This is a genomic window from Rhizobium sp. UBA1881, from assembly GCF_002338015.1.
Lineage (GTDB): Bacteria > Pseudomonadota > Alphaproteobacteria > Rhizobiales > Rhizobiaceae > Rhizobium.
The window spans coordinates 1-23,595 of record NZ_DDHH01000153.1; the positions used below are offsets into that span (position 1 = coordinate 1).

At 60.6% G+C, this 23,595-nt stretch carries 26 protein-coding genes; 10 read left to right on the plus strand and 16 right to left on the minus strand.

Annotation, left to right across the window (positions count from 1 at the left end; all coding sequences use genetic code 11):
• Positions 1 to 167: 167 nt before the first annotated feature.
• The 4 genes from B3605_RS18565 to B3605_RS18580 all read left to right on the plus strand — a co-directional run bounded on the left by B3605_RS18565 (position 168) and on the right by B3605_RS18580 (position 3,013).
• Positions 168 to 1,004, plus strand: coding sequence for a YgfZ/GcvT domain-containing protein (locus B3605_RS18565; protein WP_112941355.1), 837 nt, complete (start codon positions 168 to 170; stop codon positions 1,002 to 1,004).
• Between the two features lie 29 nt (positions 1,005 to 1,033).
• Positions 1,034 to 1,603 carry a YfbR-like 5'-deoxynucleotidase gene (locus tag B3605_RS18570; RefSeq protein ID WP_183794693.1) on the plus strand — a complete coding sequence of 190 codons (570 nt, stop codon included), beginning with the start codon at positions 1,034 to 1,036 and terminating at the stop codon, positions 1,601 to 1,603.
• Entirely contained in the window at positions 1,600 to 2,121 is a 522-nt protein-coding gene (locus B3605_RS18575; RefSeq protein WP_296435475.1) for a tyrosine phosphatase family protein, read from the plus strand. The genes B3605_RS18570 and B3605_RS18575 overlap by 4 nt, the downstream gene beginning before the upstream one ends.
• An 82-nt stretch (positions 2,122 to 2,203) precedes the next feature.
• Complete coding sequence (locus B3605_RS18580) at positions 2,204 to 3,013, plus strand: mechanosensitive ion channel family protein (protein ID WP_112941358.1); 810 nt, start codon at positions 2,204 to 2,206, stop codon at positions 3,011 to 3,013.
• A gap of 54 nt (positions 3,014 to 3,067) precedes the next feature.
• Here the strand turns inward: B3605_RS18580 and B3605_RS18585 are convergent, their stop codons facing one another.
• Together B3605_RS18585 and B3605_RS18590 are read right to left on the minus strand one after the other, a co-directional pair.
• A complete protein-coding gene (locus B3605_RS18585) occupies positions 3,068 to 3,583 on the minus strand; it encodes a superoxide dismutase family protein (RefSeq protein ID WP_112941359.1) in 516 nt (171 codons plus the stop codon).
• A gap of 143 nt (positions 3,584 to 3,726) precedes the next feature.
• Complete coding sequence (locus B3605_RS18590; RefSeq protein ID WP_112941360.1) at positions 3,727 to 4,038, minus strand: hypothetical protein; 312 nt, start codon at positions 4,036 to 4,038, stop codon at positions 3,727 to 3,729.
• Positions 4,039 to 4,490: 452 nt separating this feature from the next.
• Here B3605_RS18590 and B3605_RS18595 point away from each other — a divergent pair, with 452 nt between their 5' ends.
• The 3 genes from B3605_RS18595 (at position 4,491) to B3605_RS18605 (ending at position 7,857) form a co-directional block, all read left to right on the plus strand.
• Positions 4,491 to 6,281 (plus strand): putative bifunctional diguanylate cyclase/phosphodiesterase, encoded by a 1,791-nt coding sequence (locus B3605_RS18595; RefSeq protein WP_112941361.1) that lies wholly within the window; start codon positions 4,491 to 4,493, stop codon positions 6,279 to 6,281.
• A gap of 66 nt (positions 6,282 to 6,347) precedes the next feature.
• Positions 6,348 to 6,992, plus strand: a complete 645-nt coding sequence (locus tag B3605_RS18600) for an HD domain-containing protein (protein WP_112941362.1) — start codon at positions 6,348 to 6,350, stop codon at positions 6,990 to 6,992.
• 10 nt (positions 6,993 to 7,002) lie between these two features.
• Positions 7,003 to 7,857: an MOSC domain-containing protein gene (locus B3605_RS18605; protein ID WP_112941363.1), complete on the plus strand. Its 855-nt coding sequence runs from the start codon at positions 7,003 to 7,005 to the stop codon at positions 7,855 to 7,857.
• 8 nt (positions 7,858 to 7,865) lie between these two features.
• Here the strand turns inward: B3605_RS18605 and recO are convergent, their stop codons facing one another.
• The 11 genes from recO to rpoZ form a co-directional block, all read right to left on the minus strand.
• Complete coding sequence (gene recO / locus B3605_RS18610) at positions 7,866 to 8,606, minus strand: DNA repair protein RecO (RefSeq protein ID WP_112941364.1); 741 nt, start codon at positions 8,604 to 8,606, stop codon at positions 7,866 to 7,868.
• Positions 8,607 to 8,671: 65 nt separating this feature from the next.
• Positions 8,672 to 9,121: a response regulator gene (locus B3605_RS18615; RefSeq protein ID WP_409457215.1), complete on the minus strand. Its 450-nt coding sequence runs from the start codon at positions 9,119 to 9,121 to the stop codon at positions 8,672 to 8,674.
• A 145-nt stretch (positions 9,122 to 9,266) separates the two neighbouring features.
• On the minus strand, positions 9,267 to 10,019 hold the full coding sequence (locus tag B3605_RS18620; RefSeq protein WP_296435479.1) for a Crp/Fnr family transcriptional regulator: 753 nt from the start codon (positions 10,017 to 10,019) through the stop codon (positions 9,267 to 9,269).
• A 137-nt stretch (positions 10,020 to 10,156) separates the two neighbouring features.
• Positions 10,157 to 11,098, minus strand: coding sequence for a GTPase Era (era, locus tag B3605_RS18625; protein ID WP_112941365.1), 942 nt, complete (start codon positions 11,096 to 11,098; stop codon positions 10,157 to 10,159).
• 8 nt (positions 11,099 to 11,106) lie between these two features.
• Complete coding sequence (rnc, locus tag B3605_RS18630; protein ID WP_112941366.1) at positions 11,107 to 11,826, minus strand: ribonuclease III; 720 nt, start codon at positions 11,824 to 11,826, stop codon at positions 11,107 to 11,109.
• Positions 11,823 to 12,566: a signal peptidase I gene (lepB, locus tag B3605_RS18635; protein WP_112941367.1), complete on the minus strand. Its 744-nt coding sequence runs from the start codon at positions 12,564 to 12,566 to the stop codon at positions 11,823 to 11,825. The genes rnc and lepB overlap by 4 nt, the downstream gene beginning before the upstream one ends.
• A gap of 127 nt (positions 12,567 to 12,693) precedes the next feature.
• Positions 12,694 to 13,098, minus strand: coding sequence for a holo-ACP synthase (acpS, locus tag B3605_RS18640; protein ID WP_112941368.1), 405 nt, complete (start codon positions 13,096 to 13,098; stop codon positions 12,694 to 12,696).
• Entirely contained in the window at positions 13,095 to 13,685 is a 591-nt protein-coding gene (locus B3605_RS18645; protein ID WP_026283062.1) for a DUF2062 domain-containing protein, read from the minus strand. Before B3605_RS18645 ends, acpS begins: the two co-directional genes overlap by 4 nt.
• Positions 13,686 to 13,821: 136 nt before the next feature.
• A complete protein-coding gene (locus tag B3605_RS18650) occupies positions 13,822 to 13,971 on the minus strand; it encodes a DUF3563 family protein (RefSeq protein WP_112941369.1) in 150 nt (49 codons plus the stop codon).
• 181 nt (positions 13,972 to 14,152) lie between these two features.
• Positions 14,153 to 16,399, minus strand: coding sequence for a RelA/SpoT family protein (locus B3605_RS18655; protein ID WP_112941370.1), 2,247 nt, complete (start codon positions 16,397 to 16,399; stop codon positions 14,153 to 14,155).
• A gap of 100 nt (positions 16,400 to 16,499) precedes the next feature.
• Positions 16,500 to 16,898: a DNA-directed RNA polymerase subunit omega gene (gene rpoZ, locus B3605_RS18660; RefSeq protein ID WP_112941371.1), complete on the minus strand. Its 399-nt coding sequence runs from the start codon at positions 16,896 to 16,898 to the stop codon at positions 16,500 to 16,502.
• Between the two features lie 281 nt (positions 16,899 to 17,179).
• On the opposite strand from rpoZ, the gene B3605_RS18665 reads away from it, so the two are divergent.
• Positions 17,180 to 17,761 carry an NYN domain-containing protein gene (locus tag B3605_RS18665; RefSeq protein ID WP_018898817.1) on the plus strand — a complete coding sequence of 194 codons (582 nt, stop codon included), beginning with the start codon at positions 17,180 to 17,182 and terminating at the stop codon, positions 17,759 to 17,761.
• 69 nt (positions 17,762 to 17,830) lie between these two features.
• Here B3605_RS18665 and smpB read toward each other — a convergent pair whose 3' ends face one another.
• Positions 17,831 to 18,310 carry an SsrA-binding protein SmpB gene (gene smpB, locus B3605_RS18670; RefSeq protein ID WP_018898818.1) on the minus strand — a complete coding sequence of 160 codons (480 nt, stop codon included), beginning with the start codon at positions 18,308 to 18,310 and terminating at the stop codon, positions 17,831 to 17,833.
• Positions 18,311 to 18,422: 112 nt separating this feature from the next.
• Positions 18,423 to 19,307, minus strand: coding sequence for a 4-hydroxy-tetrahydrodipicolinate synthase (dapA, locus tag B3605_RS18675; protein WP_112941388.1), 885 nt, complete (start codon positions 19,305 to 19,307; stop codon positions 18,423 to 18,425).
• Positions 19,308 to 19,523: 216 nt separating this feature from the next.
• On the opposite strand from dapA, the gene B3605_RS18680 reads away from it, so the two are divergent.
• A complete protein-coding gene (locus B3605_RS18680; protein ID WP_112973532.1) occupies positions 19,524 to 21,599 on the plus strand; it encodes a lytic transglycosylase domain-containing protein in 2,076 nt (691 codons plus the stop codon).
• Positions 21,600 to 21,661: 62 nt separating this feature from the next.
• Positions 21,662 to 22,555 (plus strand): alpha/beta fold hydrolase, encoded by an 894-nt coding sequence (locus B3605_RS18685; RefSeq protein WP_113168521.1) that lies wholly within the window; start codon positions 21,662 to 21,664, stop codon positions 22,553 to 22,555.
• Between the two features lie 137 nt (positions 22,556 to 22,692).
• On the opposite strand, the gene B3605_RS18690 is transcribed toward B3605_RS18685, so the two are convergent.
• On the minus strand, positions 22,693 to 23,595 hold a 903-nt coding region (locus tag B3605_RS18690), incomplete at its 5' end, for a porin (RefSeq protein WP_296435490.1).

Below are 23,595 nucleotides of genomic sequence, written 5' to 3' on the forward strand. Positions count from 1 at the left end.
TCACCGCCGGCGATCTTGCCGACATGCAGGAATTCGGCGGCTACAATTTCTATCGCCTCGGCATCACCGCCGACGGCAAATGGAAGTTCTTCACCGCCGGCGACTGATGCTTGCGATCCCCGCTCCGACGACATACTTCTGAGCGATAACAACGCGACAGGTGCGCCATGCCAGCCGTATTTCTGAAAGACCGCGCGCTCATTCGGGTGAGCGGCGCCGAGGCTCAGTCCTTTCTGCAGAACCTGATCACCACCGATATCGTGTCGCTGGATGCAGCCGAGGCGCGACCCGGTGCATTGCTGACGCCGCAGGGCAAGATCCTGTTCGATTTCATGATCTGGCGCGATGGCGACGACTTCATCATCGAAACCGACGAAAGCCAACGCGAGGCGCTGACGAAGCGGCTGACGATGTACAAGCTGCGCGCTGCTGTTGCACTTGCCGCAGAGGGCAATGGCGTGACCGTCTCTTGGGATGACGCTTCGAGTGAGGGCTTCAAGGACAGCCGATTCGCCAAGGCGGGCATCGACGTTTTCCGCCGCCCGGGCGAGCACGGCAGCGACGATATCGCGCTTTACGACGCGCTGCGCGCCGCCCACGGCGTTGCCGTATCCGGCTCCGATTACGCGCTTCAGGACGCTTTTCCACATGACGTGCTGATGGACCTGAATGGCGGGCTCTCGTTCAAGAAAGGCTGCTATGTCGGCCAGGAAGTGGTTTCGCGCATGCAGCACCGGGGAACGGCGCGCCGTCGCGTCGTGACAGTGAGCAGCACCGCGCCGCTCCCCGCCTCCGGCACCGACATCACCGCCAACGGCAAGCCTGTCGGCACGCTCGGCTCGGTTTCGGGGCATAGCGGGCTCGCCATCGTCCGAATCGATCGCGCCGGTGAGGCCATGTCGGCGGGTACGCCGCTGCTTGCCGGCGACGTCACGGTGACTGTCGCCCTGCCCGTATGGTCCGCGCTCGTCTTTCCGGCCGCGTCCGATGAGGCCAGCGCTTGACGACGAAGGCTCCCCGCGCCTGGCAGCGCATGCTTTCCGGGCGCAGGCTCGATCTGCTCGACCCCTCGCCTCTCGACGTCGAGGTGAGCGATATCGCCCACGGCCTGGCGCGCGTTGCCCGCTGGAACGGGCAGACATCGGGCGATCACGCCTTTTCGGTCGCGCAGCACAGTCTCGTCGTCGAGGACATTTTCCGGCGGCTGAATGAGGCGACGCCAGACCAGTGCCTGATGGCGCTGCTTCACGATGCGCCCGAATATGTGATCGGCGACATGATCTCGCCGTTCAAATCCGTGGTCGGGGGTGGCTACAAGACCGTCGAGAAGCGGCTTGAAGCAGCGATCCACCTGCGGTTCGGCCTGCCGCCGCATGCACCCCGAGAGCTCAAGGACAACATCAAGAAGGCCGATACGATCGCGGCCTATTTCGAGGCGTCGCAACTGGCCGGCTTCAGCGCCAGCGAGGCGCAAAAGCTTTTCGGCCAGCCGCGTGGGATCACCAAGGAGATGCTCTTGTTGACGCCGCTGCCGGCAATCGAGGCGCAGCGGCTGTTTTGCGAGCGCTTCGCCGCTATCGACGGTCTGCGGGGCAAGCCATGACCTCGATCGTCGTGACCCCGCTTGCGCGCATCGCCGAAATGGCCGTGCGGCACCGCGCCCGCGAAATGATCAGCCTGATGGCGAAGGAGCAGAGCTTCCATCGCCCGGCGGTTATTGAGGCGCACCGGCATCTGCTGCTCCACATGAACGACATCGCCTTCAAGGGCACGGGCAATCTCGTGGCGCCCGATGAAACGCATGTGCGGGAGATCATCGACTTTGCAGCGGGGTGGGATCAGACGGCGCCGCTTATCGTTCACTGCTGGATGGGCGTATCGCGCTCACCGGCTGCTGCCGTGATCGCGGCCTTGTCGCTGAGGCCGGACCAGAGTGAAGTGACCCTGGCGCAGCGTCTGCGTGCGGCCTCGCCGTATGCCACACCAAACATGCGGATCATCGAGATCGGCGACCATTTGCTCGGCCGCGATGGACGGCTGGTCAAGGCGATCAAGGCGATCGGTCGTGGCGCTGATGCCGATGGAAACGCGCCGTTCGTGCTTGCGCTTGACGAAGCGTGACTGACTTAAACGGTTGACGCGCCTGCCTTCTGTCCCATCTACGCAGGTCAACCGATAATCATTTCAGATATTTGGCGAGATCATGGAACAACAGGCAACCGACGTAATCGTGGCAACCCGAACGGCTCTGAGCCAGGCGAGCGCGCTTGCGGTCCAATATTCATTCTCCATCCTCGGCGCGCTCATCCTGCTTGTGCTTGGCTGGTTGATGGCAAGCTTCGTCAGCCGCTGGGCGTTCGAGGGGATTTCGCGGGTGCGCGGGATCGACGAGACGCTGGCGCGCTTCTTCACCAATGTCTTGCATTACGCGCTGCTGATTCTGGTGTTCATCACCGTGCTTGGTCAGTTCGGCGTGCAGACGGCTTCCATCATCGCGGCTCTCGGTGCTGCAGGCTTGGCCATCGGTTTGGCGTTGCAGGGTACGCTGCAGAACATCGCGGCTGGTATCATGCTTTTGATCCTGCGGCCGTTCCGGGTGGGAGAGTATATCGCGACGGGCAGCGTCGCCGGCACGGTGCGTGAGATCGGCCTGTTCGCCACCGAGTTCCGCACTGCCGACGGGCTTTACCTCTTGGCACCGAATTCGACGCTCTGGAATACGCCGATCACCAATTACAGCCGCGAGAAGACGCGCAAGAACGACCTGACCATCAATGTGCGGGCCGGCGACGATGTCGATCTGGCGATGAAGACGCTGACGGATATCGCCACGGCCGATTCGCGGGTGGAGAAGTCGCCGCAGCCGAAGACCTATATCGACGCGGTGACGTCGGACAAGATCACGCTGACGCTGCGCTATTGGGCGAAGACGGGCGAATGGGACGATGCGCGCCGCGAGATTCTCGGCCGCGTGAAGGCCAGCTTCGACGAGAAGGGTCTGCCGATCCTTTGAGAGGCGACCGCCAGATTGGCGGCCACCTTTGGCTCTGCCATGGCAGGGTGAACGCTACTTGATGACGGCGCATGCGAGCCTAGCGCCGGCATCGCCGGCTGGCTGACTGCGATAGTCATCCGAGTTTTCGTGGATCATCAGGGCGCGGCCGTGAATGCCGTTCTCCTTGCCGTCGAGCGTCACCATGCCATCGAAAACCTGCGCTCTCAGCACGCCGTCCTGCCCAACATACTGGTTCGGCATATCGCCGGCATGCGGACCCTTGGCGGCGAGCAGACCGTGCTCGGCCTTGGTCGGGTTGAAGTGCTTGCCGGCTGATTCGTGATGGGTGGCGGAGTCGCACTTGCCGGTTTCGTGGACGTGGAATGCGACCCACTTGTTGGCTGGTAGACCGGACACCTCAAGCTCGATCAAGACGCCACCGGCTGCAGCCGCTGTCAACGTCGCGCGACCGTTGTCCTTGCCGTCGGCGCCGACGAAGTTTGCCTGCGCCGTCTGTTTATCCTGCGACATCGCAACCGATGTCAGTGCCGCGACGGTCGCGAACGTTATCGATAGAAGTCGTTTCATCGTGTTTCCCTCCTCTTGGCCCTCTGTGACAAACGCATGCCGCGTGTCCGTGTTCCAAGCGGCTGGTGCTCCGGGCATAAGCAGACAAAGAAAAAGCCGACCAACCGGCCGGCTTCTTCTTTGATCAATGCATGAGCGAGCGATCAGGACGCGATGTCGAGATCGTACTGGCCATAGGTGTTCTGATAGAGAACATTGGCCGAGTTTGCCTGGCTTTCATAACCGGAGCTCAACGCGCCGGACTGACGCGCGCTCATCATGAATGCGAGCACGCCATTCGACAGCTTGGGCGCTTCCTGGGTATTCTGGGACTGGCTTGCAACGGACAGGATTCCCGGCTTCTCATCAGCCGCACGCTCACTCCGGCTCAACACGCCGTCACTGTTGGAATCCAATCTCGAAAGAGTGCCGAGATACGCATAGGACGTATCAACTGCAGACGAAATACGGTTCATACAAACCTCCGTTCACCGCATTACCGATGATGTTTGTACGCAATACGAATAGGGAAAAATCAGAACTAAGCCGGTGGTTAAACTGATTTGCGAGGCCGGTCAATAAGTTGTTAATGCCGCATTAACCATGATTGACAAAATCTGACCTTTTGATCGCTGCCGACGCTCGACTTCGATCCACCGGAAGACGCCGGGCGCGAGGGTGCACGCCAGCTAATAAATATAGCGCTATTGATATATCTTTTTTCGAGGGAACCAAATATTAATGCGACCAAAGGATTATGCCCGCTGGATTTGCCGCACAAAATCAATCTTAGATTGCAATTTTATATTGCCCTAAATGCTTCAGGAATGTCTTCGCATGTCGCGTGTGCCACACGGGATCTCAACATCAAGGCAGTCAGTTCGTTTTAGCCTGTTCGCGCTTTCGTGCGCGACGGAGAGCGGCGTCCATGGAAGCTGAAGCGCTCTTCAAGCGGCAATGCGCGGCATCTCTGAATGAAGACGGCACCGCCGACGGGCAGCGCCTGATCAAGCTCGTTCTGGATACCTACCGAAAGGCGAACCGGAACCTTGCCGAACAGAGCCGACTTCTTGAAATCGTTCTCAACCACCTGCCGCTTGGCCTGTGCATTTTCGATTCGAGCCAGAGACTTGTCGTCTCCAACATTCGCTTCCAGCAATTGTTCGGGCTGACGGGAGATGACACGCAAGCCGGGACATCGATCAGTTCACTGATAGCGAAGATCGACGGACTGGAGAAGCAGGACGTCAAAGCCGCCAGTCACGAAAGCCGGCCAGATGCGGGGCGTATCCGCCGCCGCGAATGGGAGATGAATGACGGCCGTATCATTCAAAGCGTCGTCACCGTGCTTCCCGATGGCAGCAACATCTCCATCCATGCTGATATCACCGAAGACCGCAAGGCAGCCGATCGCATCGCGTTCCTGGCCCATCACGACCCCCTCACCGGCCTGCCCAACCGCATCCGGTTCCGTGAACAGCTGGACACGGCACTTGCCGCGCGCAAGGCCGACGATCAGATCGCGCTCATCCATCTCAATCTCGATCGCTTCAAGTCAGTCAACAACACGCTCGGCGTTTCGGCGGGCGACAAGATCCTGCGACAGGTCGCCGATCGTTTGCGCGCGCTTGCAGGCAAGAGCAATATTCTCGCACGCCTGGGATCCGACGAATTCGCCATCCTGCAACACGGGCGCGAGCAGCCGTGGAATGTCATGGCGCTTGCCGACCAGATCAGGCGCGAGCTCTCGGCGCCCTTCTTCCGCGGCGACAAAGCCGTCGAACTCAGCGTCTCCATGGGGATCGCCATATGCCCCAAGGACGGCACGGAGACCGAACTGCTGCTGAAACATGCCGGCGTCGCGCTGTCACATGCCAAGAGCGGCGGCAGACGCGGCGAACGCTTCTTCACCTCTGAGATGGAGGCGCAGCTCGAATCGAGGCGAGCGCTTGAAGCGGATCTGCGCAGGGCCATCCACAACGAGGAATTCGAGCTTCACTACCAACCGCTCTATGATATGGCCGAACGGCGCGTCTGCGGTTTCGAGGCCCTGCTTCGCTGGAACCACCCAACACGCGGCCGGATCGCGCCGTTGGAGTTCATTCCCCTCGCCGAAGAGGTCGGGCTTATCGTCGATATCGGGCGATGGGTGCTCAAGCGCGCCTGCATGGACGCCTCGACATGGCCCGCCGAGATCAAGGTTGCCGTCAACGTTTCGGCCATTCAATTTATCTCCAGCGATCTGGAAGACGATGTTTCCGCAGCGCTCGCGGAATCCGAACTCTCACCGGGGCGGTTGGAAATCGAGATCACTGAGAGCGTGCTGATGGAGAACCGCGACGAGGCGCTGCCGGTATTGCATGCGCTTCGTCAGCGCGGCGTTCACATCTCCATGGACGACTTCGGCACCGGTTATTCGTCGCTGAGCTATCTGAGCAGCTTCCCCTTCGACAAGATCAAGATCGACAAGTCCTTCGTCAACGACATCGTGGACAACAAGGAAGCCTTCGCGATTATGCGCGCCATCATTCTGCTCGGCGATGCGCTCGGCATGCGGGTCACCGTCGAAGGCGTGGAAACGGCGCAGCAGCAGGATCTGCTCGCTCAAGAAGCGTGCGACGAGATTCAGGGTTATCACATCAGTTCCCCCCGCCCCGCCTTCGACGTGCCTAAGATGCTCGCCGGCCCCCACGCAGATGGCAAAGCCCAGGCGGTGTGACACCGCATTGCGACTCGTCATAGCTGGCTTTAAGAGAGGCGGTCTCCGTCTACTCCTGGTGCGCACATGAAAGAGGCTCAGGCCTTCCGCCCTCACCAAACGCTTGCTGAAGCGCTTATCCCACATTCGCACGAAGGCGACGATGGTTCGCATGATCTCGCGCATATCCTGCGCGTGTTCAAGAACGCCATGCGCATCCAGGCAAGCGAAGGCGGAGATGGCCGCATTCTTGTCGCCGCGGTCTTGCTGCATGATTGTGTGGCCGTGGAGAAGAGCTCGCCGCTCAGAGCCCAGGCATCCGCGCTTGCGGCGGACAAGGCCTCTGGGGTGCTGGCCGAACTGGGATGGTCGAAGGACGATATCGCCGCCGTCGCCCATGCGATCCTGACCCACAGTTTCTCGGCCAACATCGAGCCAGAGACGCTGGAAGCTAGGATACTGCAGGATGCAGACCGGCTGGATGCGATCGGCATGGTGGGCGCGGGGCGTTGTTTCTACATCGGCGGGCGCATGGCATCGTCGCTTTACGACCCGCTCGACCCGGCTGGAAACGAACGACCGCTTGACGACCGGCGTTATGTCATCGACCATTTCCAAACGAAACTGTTCAAGCTGGCCGATGGGTTCAAGACGGCTGCCGGCCGCTCACTCGCGGCGGAACGCGACAAGAGGCTGCGGGATTTTCTCGACGCCTTCATGGACGAAATCTAGGAGGACTTACATGCGCGTCAGCGATCTCTTCATCTATCCGCTCAAGAGCGCCCGTGGCATCGCGCTTCGAAGCACCGAGATCAATGCCTTCGGCCTGCCCGGAGACCGGCGCGCGATGCTGATCAATCCTGACGGGAGCTTCATTACCCAGCGCGAAATGACGGATCTGGCGCGGCTCGATGTTCGGCAGGAAGCCACGGGCTTTCAGCTCGGCATGAACGGTGAAGAGCTGTTCGTTCCCCTGCCCGATGGCAGCGAGCGTACCGATGTCTCCATCTGGAAGTCGATCGTCAATGCGGCTATCGCCGACGACCAATCCAATCAAGTGCTCTCGCGCTGGTTCGGCAGAGACCTCAAGTTCGTGTTCTTCGACGACGACGCCAGTCGCATCGCGAGCCCGGAATGGGCGGGCGACGACACGCCGGTGACCTTCGCGGATGGTTACCAGATCCTGGTGACCACGACGGGATCGCTGAAGGCACTCAATGCCGATATCGAGGCGCACGGCGAAGGCAGCGTTGGGATGGAGCGGTTCCGGCCGAACATCGTCATCGACACGGACGAAGCCTGGCCGGAGGATCGCTGGGCGGCCATCGAGATCGGCGGCATCCGCTTCGATCTGGTGAAGCCGTGCGCGCGCTGCATCATGACCACGCAGGACCAGCAGACCGGTTCGCGCGAGGTTGCGAACCCGATGCCGGCCATGGGCCGCATCCGCATGTCGGCAGACCGCCGTGTCCCCGGCCCGCTGTTTGGCTGGAACGTCACGCCGCGCGCGGCTGGCGCTATCGCAATCGGCGATACGGTGAAAGTGCTCGACGAGCGGCCGGATGGATGGGCGTTCAAGGTGCGCAAGCGCGCCTGAACGGTGGGCTAAGCAGCGGCGGGCTTCAGCGCCTTGAGCGCGGCCTGCACGAAGCCCTCGCGGGCTGTCGACGGCTCCAGACCGCGCGGCTCATAGACATGGCGATGCAGGAAGAAGGCCGTCAGGCGAAATGCCTCGGACAGGCTGTCGAAATCGGCGGCCTGTCGCTTTTCCACGGATAGAAATGCCGGCAAGGCGAACATCCTGTCGGCCCAAGGCGCGCCGGCGTCGCGACTGACCGCGCGACCCGACTTTGGCGAGACATAGGCAAGATCGGCGCGGGTGCCGGTTGCGGCGCATTCGTTGAGATCCAGCCCAAAACCGAGATCGTTGAGCACGGCGAGTTCGAAGCGAACGAACAGCTCGCCCGCATCGGCTGGATTGTCGAGATTGTCGAGAATGACTTCCAGCGCCTCGAAGAGATGCGGATGCGGATCGCGCTCCGGCAGAAGCCTGAGCAATGCGCCCATGGCCTGCACGCCGTAAACCGCGGTCGCCGTTTCCATCAGCCGCGCGGCGCGCAGCGTGAGGGGCTCGATCTTGAACTCACCCATATGCTCATCGAGCCGCGCGCGCCAAGTGACCTCCACCTCATTGCCGGGCTGCAGCACCGGCTGCATGGCGCGCGAACGCCCGGATCGCACCATGCCCAGGTGACGGCCGCGATCCGGCGTCATCACCTCGGTGATGACGCTTGTCTCGCCATGGCGCCGAACGCCAAGAATGATTGCACGACCTTGCCACTGCATTGGAAATCGACCTTCCGACCACGCGCTATCCTAACGCATGGCGCGAGCCCTGTCATGAAAGCCGATCAGACCTCGGAGGGGAAAAGCCGGCGCAGGAAGTCCCGCATCGCGTCTTCGTCGAACGGCTTGACGAGGAGTGGCCTGTTTTGCAGGTCTTCGGGGAAATCCAGTGTGTCGGAGTAGCCGCTGACGAAGCCGAAGGGGATTTCGGCGGCGACCAGCCGGCGGGCGAAATCGAAACTCATGACCTCGCCGAGATTAACGTCAAGCAGGGCGAAATCATAGCTGTCGGCCTGGATCGCCTCATTGGCCTGCTCGACGCTGTTGCAAATATCGATGGTCTCGACACCGACGGCGCGCAGAATGTCTTCCGCCTCCATCGCGATGATCAAGCTATCCTCGAGAACCAGAACACGTCTTGCGACCATGATCAGAAAGCCCTCTTCCGGGCGCCGCCATCGACGCACCATGTATCCCAAAATCGCATTTCTACCCCTGACAACCCACGGCCTCAGCCGAGAATTTCACGCCGCCTATGCTTGCATAGCCGCTTTTTCAGTCCCGGTCGATATTAGCGAATCTCGACACAAGAATGGCTCGTGCTGGACATTATGGTCCGGCCCTGGAATTTGCATTTAAAAAAGACATAGATAGAACCGCTTAGACGAAGGGGCGCACCCTTTCGTCGAGCCCGTCCCAGGCAGCAATTTTGGCGAGCGTCTCGCCATCCAGCACCTCGCAGGCTCGTTCCTGCCAGCGGATGAGATTGCGCGAAGCGAGCTTTTTCAAGGTCTTGTTGGTGTGCACGATCGAGAGGCCGAGCGTGTCGGCGATGTGCTGCTGGGTGATCGGGATGGCGCTGTGGCCGTTGAAGAGATTGAGCTGCTTGCCGCGCTGGTAGAGGAAGGCGATCAGGTAGGCGGCGCGCTCCAGCGCCGTGCGGCGACCGATGCTCAGGAGGTGTTCGTCGAGGATCCGCTCTTCCTGCGCCGCCATCCAGGTGATGTCGAAGGCAAGCGACGGATGCTTGTTGTAGAGCGTCATCAGCTTGTCGCGCTCGAAGACGCAGAGCGAAACCGGCGACAGCGCCTCGATCGAGTGCTGCATCTCGCCCATGATGGTGCCCTGGAGGCCGATCAGATCGCCGGGCATGATGTAGTTCAGTATCTGTCGCCGGCCGTCTTCGAGCGTCTTGTAGCGAAAGCCCCAGCCGGACAGCACCGTGAACAGGTGGGCGCTGTGGGCGCCTTCGACCAGGATCGTGGCACCCGCATCGGCCGCCAGCTCACCCTTCTTGAACTTGGAAATGAAGCCCAGCTCGTCGCCGGTGAACTCGCGGAAATGCGGCAGCGGCCGCAAGGGACACTGTTCGCAGGGTGTCTTGAACGAATGCGTCGGCCGTGATGTCGCCATGCGTGTCCCATAATCCAGAAAAAGCGGCGCCCCGAAATCGAGACGCCGCTTTTAAAGAACTCATCACTTGCAATTTTGTTCCATCGGCCCTTGAATTTTTCCAAGGAAACGAGGGACTTGCGGGGTCGTCGCGCAGCTTACTGGCGCGGGAATTCCAGGCCCATTTCGCGGAAGCGCTCGGGGTCGTCGCCCCAGTTCTCGCGCACCTTCACGAAGAGGAAGAGGTGTACGGTCTGCTCGAGAATTTCCGACAGCTCCTTGCGCGAGGCGGTGGAGATTGCCTTGATCGCTTCGCCGTTCTTGCCGAGAGCGATCTTTTTCTGGCTATCGCGCTCGACGTAAATCACCTGCTCGATGCGAACGGATCCGTCCTTGCGCTCTTCCCACTTCTCCGTCTCGACATGCGAGGCGTAAGGGAGTTCCTGATGCAGGCGCAGGAACAGCTTCTCGCGGGTGATTTCGGCCGCAAGCTGGCGCATCGGCAAATCGGAGATCTGGTCTTCCGGATAATACCACGGTCCCTCGGGAAGCGTCTTGGCGAGGTAGTCCATGACGTCGTCACAGCCCGAACCATTTTCGGCCGAGATCATGAAGGTCTGGTCGAAAGCGACGTATTCGTTGGCGGCCGAGGCCAGCGCCAGCAGATCTTCGCGCTTGACGCGGTCGATCTTGTTGAGAGCGAGGATCTTGCGCTGGGGCACATCCTTCAGGCTCTCGAGGATCTTCTCGGCATCGCCGCGCAGGCCACGCTCGCTGTCGATCAGGAGCATGATGATATCGGCATCCTTGGCGCCGCCCCAGGCGGAAGTCACCATGGCGCGATCGAGCCTACGGCGCGGCTTGAAGATGCCAGGCGTGTCCATGAAGACGATCTGGGCGTTGTCATGGGTGGCGATGCCGCGGATGACCGCGCGCGTCGTCTGCACCTTGTGGCTGACGATCGAGACCTTGGCGCCGACCAGGCGGTTCAGCAAGGTCGACTTGCCGGCATTGGTCGGCCCGATCAGGGCGACGAAGCCGGAATGCGTCGGGCCAGCGGGTTCAGCGGCGCTATCCGCGATGTCTTGTTCTTCGGTCATTGTTCCCGTCAATTTCCGGCAGACGATTTCTGCCAAATGCCTTCGCGTTCGAGCATTTTCGTTGCGGCCACCTGCTCGGCGGCACGCTTGGAGCGCTCGACGCCCGTTTCCGGCTTCACGCCGGCGACTTCGACCGTCACCGTGAAGCGCGGATCATGATCCGGTCCGGTGCGTTCTTCAACCCGGTAGTTTGGCGTCACGCCGAATTTGGCATGCGACCATTCCTGCAGTTCCGTCTTGGCGTCGCGCCTCGCGCCATCGGCGCGCACCGCCCGCTTTTCCCAATACTTCACGATGAAGTGGCGCGCGACCTCGAGGCCGGCATCGAGATAGATAGCGGCGATCAGGCTTTCGACGACGTCGGCGCGGACATTCATCATGCGCTTGCCGGTGAGCTTCTTCACGTCGGCACCGGTGCGGATATAGAGATGCAGGCCAAGCTCGTCGGCCACTTCGGCGCAGGTATCGGCGCTGACCAGCTGGTTCAGGCGGACAGACAGTTCGCCCTCGGTTGCCGTGCCAAAGGTTCTGAAAAGCATCTCGGCGACACACAGGCCAAGAACCCGGTCGCCAAGAAATTCAAGCCGTTCATAGTTCGCACCCTTCTGGGTGCGGGCGCTTGCATGCGTCAGTGCGCGATCGAGGCGCTCCTTCTCGGCGAATACATGGCCGATCAGCGCCTCGAGCTTTGTTCGGTCAGCCGCCGAAAGCGTCGGCGACTTGCTCATTCAACGCCCTTGAACAGTCGGTCCCAACGCATGTTGGAAGGCCACTTCCAGATTTCGCGGAAAGAGGTGTCGTTGCCGAGCGAGAAGAAGATGATGCTGGCGCGGCCGACCAGGTTTTCGGCCGGGACGAAGCCGACGTCGAAGCGGCTGTCGAGCGAGTTGTCGCGGTTGTCACCCATCATGAAGTAGTGACCTTCGGGAACGATGAACTCGCGAGTGTTATCGCCGCGCGATACCGGAGACTGGTCGAGCGTGTCGTAGGTCACACCGTTATCGAGGGTTTCGCGGAAAACCGGAACGTCCTGGCCCGGATCCTGCGCGTAATCGGAGTTGAACGTACCATCCGGCACCTTCGGAACAGCCTTGCCGTTGACGTAAAGTACGCCATCGGTGACTTGGATGTGGTCGCCGGGAAGACCAACGAGGCGCTTGATGTAATCGACATCGGGGTTCGGCGGGAAGCGGAAGACGACGACGTCGCCGCGCTTCGGCTCGCTTGCGAAGATACGACCGCTGAACAGGTTCGGCGAGAACGGCAGGGAATACTTCGAGTAGCCGTAAGAAAACTTGTTGACGAAGATATAGTCGCCAACAAGAAGCGTCGGCATCATCGAGCCCGAGGGAATGGTGAATGGCTGGAACAGGACCGTGCGGATGACCATCGCCAAGACCAATGCCTGGACGATGACCTTGATATTCTCCCAGAGGGCGTTCGGCTTGGCTTGAACTTTTTCGGACACGCAGTCTATTCCTTCAGAGCGCCAAAACGGCGCAAGTCTTTAATCGGTTCTGTGTAGCGGCTTCGGCTGATTGCGGCAATGCCACGAACATTAAAAGCCAGACAGGTAACGGTCAGTTGCTCGGCGATCAGTCGCTCAGCGGCAGGGCCTCGATGATGACGAAGGCCTGAGCCAAGGGATAATCATCGGTAATTGTCAAATGGATGGCGGCGCGGTGCCCCGCCGGCAACATCCTCTGCAAAATCTCGCCGGCGCCGCCCGTCAGTTTCATCGTCGGCTTGCCGCTCGGGAGATTGACGACGCCCATGTCTTTCCAGAAGACACCCTGGGCGATGCCCGTGCCCAAAGCCTTGGAGCAAGCCTCCTTGGCAGCGAAACGCTTGGCATAGGAGGCAGCGCGGTTGGCGCGGCGATCGGATTTCTGCTGCTCGATCTCGGTGAAGCAGCGATTGGTGAAACGCTCGCCAAATCGCTCCAGCGACTTCTCCACACGCCTGATATCGATGAGATCGCTGCCGATACCGATGATCATACTGTTTCCTCAAGCGAAACGGGCTCAGCGACGCGCAGGCGGGCACGCTCGAGCAGACGGGCGCGGCGGCGTCCCTGGAAGCCCCTCACCGTGTAGAATGTCGCGAAATAGATGGCCACGGCGGTGACGGCTGCCGGCGGAAGCGAACCGATCAGCATCGGCTCCAGCACCGGGCGCCAGAGCTCGCTGAAGTGCAGTTCGTGGAAGAGTGCGGGAAGATCCACCGCATTGCCCTGCATCGTATCCTTGCGGCTCAGGAGCAGGTGTCCGATTTCCCAGGTAGTCCCCCAGATGAAGGGATAGGTCAGCGGATTGCCGAAGGCCGCGCAACCGAGAGCGGCGGCAACCATATTGCCTGACAGCAGATAGGTGATGACGAAGGCCATGATGAAATGGACGCCGATGAACGGTGTCCAGGACACGAAGATCCCGGCCGCAACGCCAACGGCCACCGCATGTGGCGATGCCCTCAGGCGAAGCACGCGCATCACGAGATAGCGCGGAGGCCTCAGGAATCCCTTTCGTGGCCAAAGCAGCTCACGCAGCTTTTCACGAAATCCAGCGGGTTTCCGACGACGAAATAACATGGCGCGTATGTAGTGCATGCCGCACAGGCCTGACAAGAGCGCCAGATCTCCTCAGTCGCTATTTGATGTGCGCCGACTGAGTATCTGCCGGGGCGTAACTCAAACGCCCCTTCCCACTTGCAAATCCGGTAACCGATTAACGGGTACGGAACAGACCACGGTCAACCTGACGCTGGCGATATTCGAGATCGATACGGTCGAACGAGCCGTTCAGGTATGCGGTTTCGCGTTCTTCAGCGCTCGGAGCGCGCAGGGCACGAGCGAACTTCTTGATCGGTGTAAACATTTGGATGCCTCTTTCTTTCAGTCACTTGTTGATGACCAGAAGATAGGCGGGCGGGCGTCTTTTTACCAACGCTCTAATACTCAGTCAGCCATGCGCACAACGCATATCTAGCCCCTCATCTGCGACAATTTGACCATAAAACGATCACATATTGTGCAAACGGGGTGCAGATGCGCCCGCTTTACTCGTAAAGCCGGCGCACAGTCGCAACGCAATCCAGCTCATTCAGCTGCGCAAGCAATTGATTCAACTGGCGAAGATCCCAAACTTCGACATCGAGCGCCATCTCCGTGAAGTCGGTGGCGACGCGAACCGTGTTGAAGACGCGGATGTTGACGTCGACATCGGCGACGGTGCGGGCAAGCTTGGCGAGCGTGCCGGGCTCGTTCAGCGCATTGACCAGGATGCGGGCCATGAAGCGCGACTTGTTGGCCTCGTCCAGATCCCAGCGCACGTCGATCCAGCGATCGGGCTGCTCGTCGAAGCGCTGCAGCACGGGCGACTGGATCGGATAGATCGTTATGCCCTTGGCGTTTTCGGTCGTGTTGGTGATGCCGACGATACGATCGCCGGGGACAGCACCTGTCGGCGCGAACTGCACGTCGATATTGCTGGAGATGCCACGGATCGGCACGGCTTCGGCATCGCCGAGCGCCTCAAGTCCATTCTGCGCATGCTCGGTTGCCTTGCCCTTATCCGGGATCTTGAAGATCATGCCGGTGGCGCTGCGAACATTGAACCAGCCATCGTCGCCCGAGGGCTTCGAGGTGATGCGCTCTTCCTGGTGATCGGGATAGACGGCACGCAAAACGTCGAGCGACGACATCTCGCCGCGACCGACCGAGGCAATCGCGTCCTCGACATCCTTCTGGCCGAGGCGGTGCAGCGCCGGCTTCATCGCTTCGCGGGAGAACACCTTGCCGGCGCGATCGAAGGTGCGCTCGAGAATGCGGTGGCCGAGGCCGGCATATTGCTTGCGGATGGCCATGCGGGTGGCGCGGCGGATGGCGGCGCGCGCCTTGCCGGTGACGACGATCTCTTCCCAGGCCGCCGGCGGCACCTGCACGCCGGAGCGGATGATCTCCACCTCGTCGCCATTCGCAAGGCGGGTGACGAGCGGCATGATGCGGCCGTTGATCTTGGCGCCAACAGTGGTGTCGCCGATGTTTGTGTGCACCGCATAGGCGAAGTCGATCGGGGTCGCGCCGCGCGGAAGCGCAATCAGCTTGCCCTTCGGCGTGAAGCAGAAGACCTGATCCTGGAACAGCTCGAGCTTGGTGTGCTCCAGAAACTCTTCCGGGCTATCACCTTCGGCCAGCGCCTCGATCGTGTGGCGGAGCCAGGAGTAGGCGTTGGATTCGCGCGAGAGGATGTCGCCATCGGCATTGGTGGCGCCGTCCTTGTAGAGTGTATGAGCGGCGATACCGAACTCGGCGATCTCGTGCATGCGCTTGGTGCGGATCTGCAGCTCGATGCGCTGGCTCGACGGGCCGACGATCGTGGTGTGCAGCGAACGGTAATCGTTCTGCTTCGGCGTCGAGATATAATCCTTGAAGCGGCCAGGGACGACGCGCCAGCGGGTGTGGACGATACCCAGACCACGGTAGCAGGACGGAATGTCGTCGACGATGATGCGGAAGCCATAGACATCCGACAGCTGCTCGAAGGAGAGCGACTTCGACTGCATCTTGCGGAAGACGGAATAAGGCTTCTTCTGGCGGCCCTTGACGTAGGCATTGGTCAGCCCATTGGCGACGAGCAGGTCGCGCAGCTCGGTCTCGATCTTCTTGACCAGGCCTTCGTTGCGCCGCGACAGCTCCTCGAGCCGCTTGGTGACCGTATCGTAGGCCTCGGGGTTGATGTGGCGGAAGGACAGGTCCTCCAGCTCCTCGCGCATATCCTGCATACCCATGCGGCCGGCGAGCGGCGCGTAGATATCCATCGTCTCTTCGGAAATGCGGGCGCGCTTTTCCGGCGACATGTGGTCGAGGGTGCGCATGTTGTGCAGGCGGTCGGCCAGCTTGACCAGGAGGACGCGCACATCGTCGGAGATGGCAAGCAGCAGCTTGCGCAGGTTTTCGGCCTGCTTGGCCTTCTTGGTGACGAGATCGAGCTTCTTGATCTTCGTCAGACCCTCGACCAGGCGACCGATGTCTTCGCCGAAGAGTTCATCGATCTCGGCGCGGGTCGCGGTCGTGTCCTCGATCGTGTCATGCAGCAGGGCAACGGCGATCGTCGACTCGTCGAGATGCATGTCTGTGAGGATGGCGGCGACTTCGAGCGGGTGCGAGATATAGGGGTCGCCGCTTGCCCGCTTCTGCTGCCCATGCTTCTGCATGGCATAGACATAGGCTTTGTTGAGCAGGGCTTCGTTGGCGTCGGGCTTGTATTTCTGAACCCGCTCCACGAGCTCGTACTGCCGCATCATGCCGAAACCACTCCATCACAAAAGAAAAGCGCGCCAATCACAGATTGGCGCACGTGATACTCAATCATATGCCGAAGCAATAATGGCGCAAGATTGACGATTAGTAATCGTCGCTCTTTTCCGGCGGCACGAGACCTTCGATACCGGCCAGAAGCTCTTCTTCCGACATCTGGTCGAAGGTGATTGTCTCCGGAGCGTCTTCCTGCTCTTCGCCATCGGCCGTAGCCGCGGTGGTGATGAGGCTTGCCGGATCGGGCTCGGGCTCGTCGACTTCGACATGCTTCTGCAGCGAATGGATCAGGTCTTCCTTCAGGTCGTCGGGAGACAGCATCTCATCGGCAATCTCGCGAAGGGCGACGACCGGGTTCTTGTCGTTGTCGCGATCGATGGTGATCGAGGCGCCCTGGGAAATCAGCCGGGCACGGTGGCTGGCAAGCAGAACCAGCTCGAAGCGGTTCTCAACTTTGTCAATGCAATCTTCTACTGTGACACGGGCCATTGCCTGTCCTTTACGGTCGGGATCTCGAATGTAGCACGGCGATACAATTAAAAGCAGGCGAATTCAAGTTTTTAGTGAAGCGGCCCTCCGAGCCTGTGGGAACTTTCTAATTTTAGAGGTTTCCACCAAAAGTTGCTTGGAATATGGCGAATCCTGCCCTAAATCTGACTTATATGAATAGTTCATAAAGTAAGAATTGTTCTGAATTTTTCAGATAACCCATTGTTTTCGTGGGCTATCTGCAGCCGCATATTAGATTACTCAAAGTGGATTGGTACGCGATGTTCGACCCGCGAGAAAAAATTGCACTTTTCATTGATGGCGCCAATCTCTACGCGGCGTCCAAGAGTCTCGGCTTTGATATCGACTACAGAAAACTTCTGAAAGCCTTCCAGAAGCGCGGATATCTGCTGCGCGCCTACTATTACACGGCCCTGATCGAGGACCAGGAATATTCCTCGATCCGCCCGCTGATCGACTGGTTGGATTACAACGGCTACAAGGTCGTGACCAAGCCGGCCAAGGAATTCACCGACTCCATGGGCCGCCGCAAGATCAAGGGCAACATGGATATCGAACTCGCGATCGATGCCATGGAGCAATCCGAAACCGTCGATCACCTGGTGATCTTCTCCGGCGACGGCGATTTCACGACGCTGGTCGAAGCGCTGCAGCGCAAGGGCCGCAAGGTCTCGATCATCTCGACGATGGCAACGCAGCCGCCGATGATCGCCGACGATCTGCGCCGCCAGGCCGATCACTTCATCGACCTCTTGTCCCTGAAGAGCGAAATCGGCCGCGACCCTTCCGAGCGCCCTGCCCGTCCGGTCGAGCCTGCGGCATCCAGCGACTTCGAAAGCTGACGCGAGCAACCAATGCTCCAAAAGAAAACCGCGGCATTTGCCGCGGTTTTGATTCAGGCCGCTATCTGATCAGCCATTGTCCTTGAGAAGCCGGCTCTTCTGCCGGTTCCAATCGCGCTCTTTTTCAGACTCGCGCTTGTCGTGCAGCTTCTTGCCCTTGGCGAGCGCCAGTTCCATCTTCGCGCGGCCGCGATCGTTGAAATAGATCTTCAGCGGAATGAGTGTCATGCCTTCGCGGTTGATGCCGGCACGCAGACGGTTGATCTCGCGACCCGACAGCAAGAGCTTGCGGCGGCGGCGCGGCTCGTGGTTGAAGCGGTTGGCCTGCAGATATTCCGGAAGATAGGAATTGATCAGCCAGATCTCACCGCCCTCGTCCGACGCGTAGGATTCGGCGATATTGGCCTTGCCCTCGCGCAGCGACTTGACCTCGGTGCCCATCAGCACCAAGCCAGCCTCGTAGGTATCGACGATCTCGTAGTTGTAGCGCGCCTTGCGGTTTTCGGCGACGATCTTCTTGACGACGCGCTGGCTGCCTTTGGGGGCCATGACAAATTCCAATTGCTCGGGGGCGCGATATCCGCGCCCGCACTTCTCGGCTTTATGTAGAGGCGCGGCCCATCTTTGTGAAGGCCGCGCGTTTCATCGGTTCAGCAGGCTATCAGTTCAGAAGGCCGGCGTGACGCAGCGCAGCGTCTAGTGCCGCTTCCGTGATTGCCTCCAGCGAGGAGACCAGCGGCGAACGGACCGTACGGTTCATGCCGCGGATCTTCGAGAGGCCGTACTTGGCGCCACAGAGGCCCGGCTCCAGGAAGATCGCCTTGTGCAGCGGCATCAGGCGGTCCTGATATTCGAGCGCCTTGGCGAACTCACCAGCCAGCGTCGCGGCCTGGAACTCGGCACAGAGCCGCGGGGCGACATTGGCGGTCACCGAAATGCAGCCGACGCCGCCATGCGCGTTGAAGCCGAGCGCGGTTGCGTCTTCACCGGAAAGCTGGCGGAAATCCTTGCCGCAGGTGATGCGCTGCTCGGAAACGCGCTCGATCTTGCCGGTCGCATCTTTCACGCCGACGATGTTGCCGTATGCCTTCGCAAGCGCGCCCATGGTTTCCGGCGTCATGTCGATGACCGAACGGCCCGGAATGTTGTAGATGTAGATCGGCAGCTTGATGGCTTCGGCGACAGCGGCGAAATGGGCGTAGAGGCCCTTCTGCGTCGGCTTGTTGTAGTAAGGCGTGACGACGAGAACCGCGTCGGCACCGGCCTTTTCGGCGTGCTGAGCGAGTTCGACGGCTTCACGGGTGTTGTTGGAGCCGGCACCCGCCATGACGGGAACGCGCTTGGCGGCCGCCTCGATACAGAGTTCAACCACGCGTTTGTGCTCGGCATGCGACAGGGTCGGGGATTCGCCGGTCGTTCCGACTGGAACGAGACCGCTGCTGCCTTCCTTGATCTGCCAGTCGACATGGGCGGCGAAGGCCGCTTCATCCACAAGGCCAGCATCGGTGAAAGGCGTGACGAGTGCGGGAATGGATCCCTGGAACATGCAGAACTCCTTACGACCGCAATCCATGCTTCGGCCGCATTCCTTGAATACGAAGGAGCGCACCATAGTGCGCCAAAAAGGGTCCGACAAGCGCGCACAGCTTCGTTGCAACAAATTCCGATCGCAAATGTGAATGAAATTGAAGGGCTTCGGTAAGGTTTCGTTAATATGCGTCCCAGCAAATGGATGGACGCGTTTCCGTTGCGAGTATCCCTGATGAAAAGAGCTGTTCTGATCCTGTCCGCGCTCGGCCTGACGGCTGCCGCATGGGGCACATTTGCCGCGCAGCTCCCAGGCGAAGACGCGCCCGTTCCAGACGTCCGGCCGATCGGCTACATGCCGCAGACCTCGCTGCCGGAATCGATGACGACAGGCGCGATACCGCGTAGCCAGGCAATCGCCCCCGTCAGCAGCGACCTGAAGACTGGCCTCGACGCGCTTTCCGCCAGGGACCCGATGCAGGCGATCTCGATCCGCGACGGCATGGCGCAGGGCACGCTCGACCGGCACATTTTGACCTGGGCGATCGCCGTCTCTGGACAGAAGGGCGTCCCCTCGGTCGAGATCGCTACTGCTGCCCAGGAATTGAAGGGCTGGCCCGGGCTGGCAAAGCTGCGCATCTATTCGGAGCGCGCGCTCTATGACGAAAACCCCTCGCCCTCGGCCGTTCTCGCGGCCTTCGGCGAAACCGCCCCTGAGACGACTTCCGGCGCGATGATCCTGTCACGCGCACTTGTCGCCACCGGCAAGCAGCAGCAGGCGGCGAAATACATTCGCAAGGTCTGGCGCGGCGAGACGCTGGACAAGGCAACGGAAGACAAGATCCTGGCCGAATTCGCCGGCCTGCTGACCGTTGCCGACCACAAGGCGCGCATGGAATACCTGATGTATCGCAACCGCACGGTGCAGGCCAAGCGCTTCGGCGATCTCGGGCAGGCGCAATCGCTTTACAAGGCATGGGAAGCCGTCGCCAACAAGGCGCCGAACGCAGGCGCGCTTCTTGCCGGCGTCGACGGCAAGTGGAATGGCGATCCTGGCTATCTCTTCGCGCGCATCGAATATCTGCGCAAGCAGGAGAAGTATCCCGAAGCCGCCAAGCTTCTCCAGCAAATGCCGCGCGAGCGCGACGAACTCGTCAATGCCGGTGAATGGTGGAACGAACAACGCATCGTCAGCCGCGGGCTGGTCGATCAGGGGCAGTTCAAGCTCGCCTATGGCATCGTTTCGAAATACGCGGCGACGACGCCGACCGATATCGTCGAGGCGGAGTTCCATGCCGGCTGGTACGCGCTGCGCGGGCTGCAGGACCCGACGACGGCCCAGGCCCATTTCCGCAAGATCCTCGACTTCTCGAACGGCCCGATTTCCGTGTCGCGCGCCTACTACTGGATGGGACGCTCGGCCGAGGCGGGCGGTGCCGGCAAGGCCGCCGAGTTCTATGCCAAGGCCGCGGGCTATCCGACGACCTTCTACGGCCAGCTTGCAGGCGAGAAGCTTGGCCGCAAGACGATCAATGTCAGCTACCCCTCGCCAAGCCCGGCGGATCGGCAGCGCTATCAGGCGCGCGAGGCGGTGCAGGCCATCGCCCGGCTCGACGCAGCCGGCCATGGCTGGCGCGCCAACGCACTTTATCTGGCGCTCGGCGAACAGATGCAGAGCCCAGGCGAACTCGCGATCCTCTCCGCGCAGGCCGAGCGATCCGGCGACCACCATCTGTCGCTGCAGATCGGCAAGAGCGCCTATGCGCGCGGCGTCGATGTCGCGGCACTTGCCTTCCCGATCGGCGTCATTCCCGGCACCGCCAACATCTCGGGCTCAGGCAAGGCGCTCGCCTACGCGATCGCCCGACAGGAAAGTGCCTTCAATCCGACTGCCGTTTCCGTCGCCGATGCGCGCGGGCTGCTACAAATCCTGCCGGGGACGGCCAAGGCCGTCGCCAAGCGGCACAACATCGCCTATTCCAAGGACAAGCTGACCGCAGACGCCGGCTATAACGCGACGCTCGGCGCGCATTATCTCGGCGAACAGATCGACGCCTTCGGCGGCTCCTACATCATGACCTTCATCGCCTACAATGCCGGGCCGAAGCGCGTCCCGGAATGGATCGGCCGCTATGGCGATCCGCGCGGAAAATCGATCGACGCCGTCGTCGACTGGATCGAACGCATTCCCTTCCCCGAGACACGCAACTATGTGCAGCGGGTGATAGAGAACTATGAAGTGTACAAGGCCAGGTTGGGTCAGCCCGTCAGCATCCAGCAGGACCTGATCGGCGGACGCAACGCGTCCTAAAGCGACGTTTGCCTGCCGGGGCAGCGGACGCTAGTCTCTTCTCGTCAAGGCGGGGAGAGACGATGGACGATACCAACAGCCGAGCCTTTCAGGACCGGACTTATGTTTCCAGTGATGGCCTGACGCTGCATCTGCGGGACTATGATCCGGGCCCCGAGGCGACCGAAGGTCGGCTGCCGGTGATCTGTCTGCCTGGGCTGACGCGGAATTCCCGCGATTTTCATCAGCTGGCCCTGATCCTGTCGCGGGATCCGGTCATCCCAAGACGGGTGATCGCGCTCGATTACCGTGGGCGCGGCCTCTCCGACTGGGACGAGAACAAGGCCATCTACAATCTTGCCGTCGAAGCCCGCGATGTCATCGAAGCCTGTGCCTATCTGAAGATCGACCGCGCCGCTTTCATAGGCACCTCGCGCGGCGGATTGATCCTGCACCTGCTTGCCGGGATGACGTCCGATCTGGTCGCGGCGGCCGTTCTCAACGATATCGGCCCGGTCATCGGGGCCGAGGGGTTGATGAAGATTCGCGACGATCTCAACGCCGCACGATTGCCGCACGATATGGAAGAAGCAGCGGCGTTGCTGAAGCAGCGGCACGGCGCTGACTTCCCTGCCTTATCAGAAGACGATTGGGCGGAGATGGCGACGGCGATCTATCGCGATGTCGATGGACAGCTCGTGCCCGATGTCGATCCGGCAATTGCCCAGCAACTGTTGTCGATCGATTTCACCAAGCCGGTGCCGGATCTCTGGGCGCACTATGAGAACTTCGAACAACTACCGCTGATGGCTGTTCGCGGAGAGAATTCAGCGTTGCTCTCCGAAAGCACGGTCACAGCAATGGCCGGCAGGCATGCTGGTCTCAAGATCGTCAGAGTTCCGGGCCAGGGTCATCCACCCCTGCTGCATCTAGAGCCGGCACTACAAAGCATCCGGAGTTTTGTAGCGGCAATCTAGCATGGTGATCACAAGCGCGCCGAGCCGGGCCTTCAGGCAATCAGCCTCCTCAAGGCTATGCTTACGCAGCACCAAGAATGCAAAAAGCCCGGTTCGCGAGAACCGGGCTTTCCTGATTAGACCGAAGTCAGATCAGATTAGAATGCACGCTGCAGGCGGAAGAAGCCGCTGACATTGTCGTCGTCGTTCGTTGCAGACGTGTGATCCTGCCAGTTGACGGTCGCCTTAGCGTAGAAGTTTTCTACGATCTGATAGTCGAGCGTCACGCCGACCTTCCAGATGTCCTGGTCCGAGAAGTCCGTCGTCGTCGTGTAGTTGTCGATTACACCGTAACCACCGTTGCGGTAGTTGTCGAAGTACTGGACAGACGGCGTGATCTTGAACTTTTCAGTTGCCTGGATGGCGTATTCAGCAGCAACGGTCCACTCCGACTCTTCGAAGTAAGCGTTCGGGCCAGAAGCCCAAGCCGCTGCGAGGCCGAGCGTGCCCGGACCGATGGCAACCGTTGCCATACCACGAACAGCACCTTCTTCAGTGTCCGTGTCGTAGCCGCCGATCAGCTGGTAGCTGAATGCGCCGGCCTTGCCACCGATACCAGCAGCGATACCAACGTTGTTCGGCGATTCACCGAGGTGCAGGCTGTCTTCCAGTTCGTCAACCGAGATACCGGCGTAGAAGTCGCCAGACTCATACTGGTAACGAATGGAGTTGTGCAGGGTCGGGCCAGAAGCAAGCGAGTCGGTTTCGCCAGACAGACCATCGTCCCACCAGCTGTAGAACAGACCAGCGCGGAAGCCAGCGATGTCGATGTAAGCCGAGTCCAGGTAAGAAGACTGGTTCGACGCATTGTCAGCGTCCGTCTGCAGAACGATAACGCCGGTCAGCGGACCGTACTCGGTGTCGCTCTTAGCGGTGAACTGAACCTGACCGCGGGTGAACGAATCCCAGTCCGAACCGTTGCCGAGGGCGTCAGCGCCTACGTTACGGCCAGCATCAACCTGGAAACGAACGTAACCGTTGATCTTCAGGCAGGTTTCCGT

Coding starts and splice junctions, on each gene's coding strand:
- B3605_RS18565 (WP_112941355.1), top strand. CDS start 168: ATGCCAGCCGTATTTCTGAAAGACCGCGCGCTCATTCGGGTGAGCGGC.
- B3605_RS18570 (WP_183794693.1), top strand. CDS start 1,034: ATGCTTTCCGGGCGCAGGCTCGATCTGCTCGACCCCTCGCCTCTCGAC.
- B3605_RS18575 (WP_296435475.1), top strand. CDS start 1,600: ATGACCTCGATCGTCGTGACCCCGCTTGCGCGCATCGCCGAAATGGCC.
- B3605_RS18580 (WP_112941358.1), top strand. CDS start 2,204: ATGGAACAACAGGCAACCGACGTAATCGTGGCAACCCGAACGGCTCTG.
- B3605_RS18585 (WP_112941359.1), bottom strand. CDS start 3,583: ATGAAACGACTTCTATCGATAACGTTCGCGACCGTCGCGGCACTGACA.
- B3605_RS18590 (WP_112941360.1), bottom strand. CDS start 4,038: ATGAACCGTATTTCGTCTGCAGTTGATACGTCCTATGCGTATCTCGGC.
- B3605_RS18595 (WP_112941361.1), top strand. CDS start 4,491: ATGGAAGCTGAAGCGCTCTTCAAGCGGCAATGCGCGGCATCTCTGAAT.
- B3605_RS18600 (WP_112941362.1), top strand. CDS start 6,348: ATGAAAGAGGCTCAGGCCTTCCGCCCTCACCAAACGCTTGCTGAAGCG.
- B3605_RS18605 (WP_112941363.1), top strand. CDS start 7,003: ATGCGCGTCAGCGATCTCTTCATCTATCCGCTCAAGAGCGCCCGTGGC.
- recO (WP_112941364.1), bottom strand. CDS start 8,606: ATGCAGTGGCAAGGTCGTGCAATCATTCTTGGCGTTCGGCGCCATGGC.
- B3605_RS18620 (WP_296435479.1), bottom strand. CDS start 10,019: ATGGCGACATCACGGCCGACGCATTCGTTCAAGACACCCTGCGAACAG.
- era (WP_112941365.1), bottom strand. CDS start 11,098: ATGACCGAAGAACAAGACATCGCGGATAGCGCCGCTGAACCCGCTGGC.
- rnc (WP_112941366.1), bottom strand. CDS start 11,826: ATGAGCAAGTCGCCGACGCTTTCGGCGGCTGACCGAACAAAGCTCGAG.
- acpS (WP_112941368.1), bottom strand. CDS start 13,098: ATGATCATCGGTATCGGCAGCGATCTCATCGATATCAGGCGTGTGGAG.
- B3605_RS18645 (WP_026283062.1), bottom strand. CDS start 13,685: ATGTTATTTCGTCGTCGGAAACCCGCTGGATTTCGTGAAAAGCTGCGT.
- B3605_RS18650 (WP_112941369.1), bottom strand. CDS start 13,971: ATGTTTACACCGATCAAGAAGTTCGCTCGTGCCCTGCGCGCTCCGAGC.
- B3605_RS18655 (WP_112941370.1), bottom strand. CDS start 16,399: ATGATGCGGCAGTACGAGCTCGTGGAGCGGGTTCAGAAATACAAGCCC.
- rpoZ (WP_112941371.1), bottom strand. CDS start 16,898: ATGGCCCGTGTCACAGTAGAAGATTGCATTGACAAAGTTGAGAACCGC.
- B3605_RS18665 (WP_018898817.1), top strand. CDS start 17,180: ATGTTCGACCCGCGAGAAAAAATTGCACTTTTCATTGATGGCGCCAAT.
- smpB (WP_018898818.1), bottom strand. CDS start 18,310: ATGGCCCCCAAAGGCAGCCAGCGCGTCGTCAAGAAGATCGTCGCCGAA.
- dapA (WP_112941388.1), bottom strand. CDS start 19,307: ATGTTCCAGGGATCCATTCCCGCACTCGTCACGCCTTTCACCGATGCT.
- B3605_RS18680 (WP_112973532.1), top strand. CDS start 19,524: ATGAAAAGAGCTGTTCTGATCCTGTCCGCGCTCGGCCTGACGGCTGCC.
- B3605_RS18685 (WP_113168521.1), top strand. CDS start 21,662: ATGGACGATACCAACAGCCGAGCCTTTCAGGACCGGACTTATGTTTCC.